4 protein-coding genes are annotated in these 3,667 nt (G+C 61.5%); 3 read left to right on the top strand and 1 reads right to left on the bottom strand.

The features are described from left to right. The first annotated feature begins 184 nt into the window (after positions 1-184). Positions 185-736 (top strand): hypothetical protein, encoded by a 552-nt coding sequence (locus QTI66_RS39305; protein ID WP_286565797.1) that lies wholly within the window; start codon positions 185-187, stop codon positions 734-736. Positions 737-866: 130 nt separating this feature from the next. Here the strand turns inward: QTI66_RS39305 and QTI66_RS39300 are convergent, their stop codons facing one another. Next, on the bottom strand, positions 867-1,103 hold the full coding sequence (locus QTI66_RS39300) for a hypothetical protein (protein ID WP_286565796.1): 237 nt from the start codon (positions 1,101-1,103) through the stop codon (positions 867-869). Positions 1,104-1,603: 500 nt separating this feature from the next. Between QTI66_RS39300 and QTI66_RS39295 the strand changes: the two genes are divergently transcribed. Next, positions 1,604-2,803, top strand: a complete 1,200-nt coding sequence (locus tag QTI66_RS39295; RefSeq protein WP_286565798.1) for an ISKra4 family transposase — start codon at positions 1,604-1,606, stop codon at positions 2,801-2,803. A 162-nt stretch (positions 2,804-2,965) separates the two neighbouring features. Beyond that, positions 2,966-3,268, top strand: a complete 303-nt coding sequence (locus QTI66_RS39290) for a hypothetical protein (protein WP_286565795.1) — start codon at positions 2,966-2,968, stop codon at positions 3,266-3,268. Positions 3,269-3,667: the final 399 nt, after the last annotated feature.

Here is a 3,667-nt window from a genome sequence, read left to right as displayed (position 1 = left end):
CGCAGCATGGATCAACCCACCACCATCGGAGACCGCCGACCCAACATCACCACAGCCCTGCACAGTAAATTCATGAAGCCGGGTGTAGCAAACTCATTGACACGTTCCGGTCGGCAGCACACACGGTCGCCTCACTGTGACAGGTGTCTACAAGCGAGATCCTCAGGGCATCTGGCATTACCACGTGCAGTGCGAGTGCGGCACGATCAAGACCGTGCGCGAGGACAACCTCAAGAGCGGCAATACCTCCAGCTGCGGGTGCGCGAAACGGGGATCACGCACCCGCCTGAGAGGCAGCGCTGAGAGCGCCATCACCTACATCTTCATCGCATACAGGCGCGGCGCGCTCCGGCGCGGCCACGATTGGGACCTCACGCGCGAGCAACTGGCCGCGCTTATCGTGGGCGACTGCCACTACTGCGGCACACCGCCGGCCACGCTCAAGAAGACCACGCTGGGCCCGTTCCTGTGGAATGGCATCGACCGATTGCATAACGACCAAGGCTACGCACCCGGTAACCTCGTCGCCTGCTGCCGCACATGCAACACCGCGAAGAGCACCATGGCGGTGGAGGCCTTCGCGCAATGGGTGCAGCGCATCGCCAGCAAGGTGCATCACTGGCATCCAATCAACCAGGCGACGTTGGGGCAAACGCTGGCCGCTTTCGATTCGACCCGGCAGGGCGGCGAAGCCATGGCATCCGAGCCGGTCGATGGGGACTTCGGCGCTCGCTGAGGCAGCTAAGGGCGTTGCACCATTGCTTCGTGACCTCTTGCGCCACCAGTCGCCTTATCGAGGAGATGTCGGCCATGCCGTACGTCCACGCGTCGACGCCCTCTAGGTAGGTTGCCCAATCGTCGTCGTCTCATGCCGCATTCGCCCTCTGTTGAATGGCTTGGCATTGACGGAGGAGGGCGTTGAAGGATTCAACTTCGTCTAGGAACAGACCATCATCAACCATGTGCTGGTAGTCGGTGGCCAACTTTGCCAAGGCACCATCGTCGGGCACGAGGCGCAGACCGCCCGAGACGGCAGCGTGGTAGTCGATCGCTTCGCCATCCGGGCGCTTCTCCGCAAAGAAGATGCTCTTGTGATCGGCCACCGCCCTCGCCAGCGCCGTATCCGCGATCGCCGAATCAGCGAAGCCGGCGGCATCCGTGAAGTGTAATAAAGCTGCGTCCTTTGCGTAGTAAAGCTGCGACCGCGGTCTAGATTGCGCGATGATCGCGCAACGATCCCGTCCACCGATATTCTGTGTGCGTTGTATTGCGCGGTGTACATCGCGAAATACGGGTAGGGCAGGGGAGTCCTGCAACGACGCATTGGCAGCGTCATGCGATCGCTTCCTCCCTCGACAAACTGAACTCGCCGTTCGGAACATTGCTAAGCTGGACCCAGAAGTCGGTGACAGTGTTGCGCAGACCGGCCGCATGGGCAGTGGCGCCAGGCGGAAGTAAAGATGCGACCGTGCGAAACCCAAGTGAGGATTCAAAATTACTACTCTCGTCAACACAGTCGCAACTTTAGTACCAAAAAAATAGACGTAATGTTGCGACCGCCGGCCATTGGAGGCGTACTAAGTAGTTGAATACATTGAGTTTTGTGAAATCGCAACGGTCGCATCTTTATTACACTTCACGAAAGCCGAGCGCCCCGCGTAGCTCTTCGAGTCCCTTGTGCAAGGCGTTGCCTTCGCGCACGACGCCGGAACTGCAGTACCTACAGGCGAAGTGGGCGGCGTACTTGCCCTACAGACAAGCCACTGCGCTGCTGAAAGAGGTGCTGCCGCTGGGGAAAGCGATTTCGCATAGCAGCACGCGACGAACAGTCCGCTCCGTCGGCAAGGCGCTCGACGCAGAAATCGAATGCGAAATAGCTTGGCGGCCGAAGACCGTTGCGGGCGATCAAATTCGTCAATCTGCCAGCGTCGCCTCCGTCTGTGTCGATTCGGCATGGATAGGCCACCACAGCAGCCCCAAAGGCCGCGACGCTGCGCGCGCCCGGGCGCTCCTGTGCTCCCCGTTGTCGAGGCCATCGATTCAGGAGCGCCACGTGAACATCGTCGCCGGGCGGGCCACCTTCGTGGGTCGCGCTCCGCGCGTGTACGCATACGTGCACAAGGAAGTGCCCTCGGCAGCAGCGCGACTGGACCAGTTTCTTGCCCGACACGGCGTCGAGCCCAATGAGAGAGTGAGCGTGATCAGCGATGACGCGGGCGAATTCGTCAAGGCGGGCGCGGGTAGCCAGCTCGCCAGAGGCAGGATCCTCGACTGGTTTCACATCGCAATGAAGTTCAAGGCCGCGGAAAACTCGGTGTTTGGCAGCGCGGTGATCGAACCCCTGGAGCGTACCGTGGTGATGAACGAAATCCGCAGCGCCAAATGGCTTGCTTGGCACGGCAAGGGCGGCAAGTCCGTGGCGCGTATCAAGGCGCTCGATGACGCTTTGATGGCCAGGAAGGGCTATGAATACTCGACACTTTGGTGGAATCTCCAGCGCGCGTCTGGCTACATCAAGAACAACGCCGCCACGCTGGTCAACTACGGTGCGCGCTACCGCAAAGGCCTGCCGATCAGCAGCAGCATCGCCGAGTCGGCGGTCAACCTGGTCGTCAGCCATCGAATGGCGAAGAAGCAGCACATGCGCTGGACCGACGAAGGCGCCCAATGCCTGGTGCAGGTCCGTGTCGCCGCTCTCAATGGTGAGTTATCGCCGTCGCGACTGAGTGCATTGGCGAGGGCCTCGCAAGCAACCTCAAAGCGTGCGTGCCACCTCGCGAAGGCAGCTCATCGGGCTTCTTGACTGCTGCTTTTCGCCTCCCACGGTTTGGCTCACTCTCCCTCACGGGTGCGAGCCGTCAGCGGCGTGAGAAACCGCAGACACGCGCTCAGGCGGGCCGCCGCATCGGCGCCGATGAAGCGCTCGAGCAAGCTGGCTGGCAGATGGCCGAGGTCGACCGGGGGCATGAAGGCGCCGCACGCGCCGCGCCACAGCGGCGTGCGAACAAACGCGTCCGCCCATCAGGTTCGCCAGCGCTCGAGGGTGCGCAGCGGAATCGCCAGCCCGGCCAGCAGCGCGGCGCTTGAGTTCGAGCCGGCATGCCGGCTCGAACTCACCACCACCATCAGCGCCAAATACACGCGCCGCCCTAAAAAGCGCACCGACGTCGCCGTCGTTCGCTTGCGGCACGAGGCGCAGCAAAAGCTGAAACGCTGCTCGAAGCTCGATCGGAATTCGGGCAGGCAACCGCGTGGCTTGCGCGGATAGTTCGCGCAATGCAGTCGCCCTTCACAGGCGCATCCCGCGGCTTGAGTCTGGGCTGCCTGGTCTCGATCAATCTCGAGCAGCAGGGCGAAAAACCGGGGGTCTTGCAATAGGGCATGGCACACTGGGATCGTCTCTAGTCTTGGTAAACCAGAGACTCCCCCAAAGGGCTCCTTTATTCAAGGGCCCCGAGGGGGGCCTTACCGCCTACATCACGCTACGTGATCAAAACACCGCCCGGACACATCGGGATCGGTGATCAGGCTCACCGATTCGACGCAAAGCAACACCGCCCCCTGTGCCAATATGACCTGCTACACCTACCCCCGAGAGATCAGTGAGCAACGAGGTAGGTATGACGATCAACCATCAACCCAAGGCAGCGATGCACGCAGTGAACAG

The sequence above is a fragment of the Variovorax brevis genome, assembly GCF_030317105.1.
Taxonomy (GTDB): domain Bacteria; phylum Pseudomonadota; class Gammaproteobacteria; order Burkholderiales; family Burkholderiaceae_C; genus Variovorax; species Variovorax brevis.
Note: the sequence above shows the minus strand (reverse complement) of the source record. Positions and strands in the feature narration are given on the sequence as shown.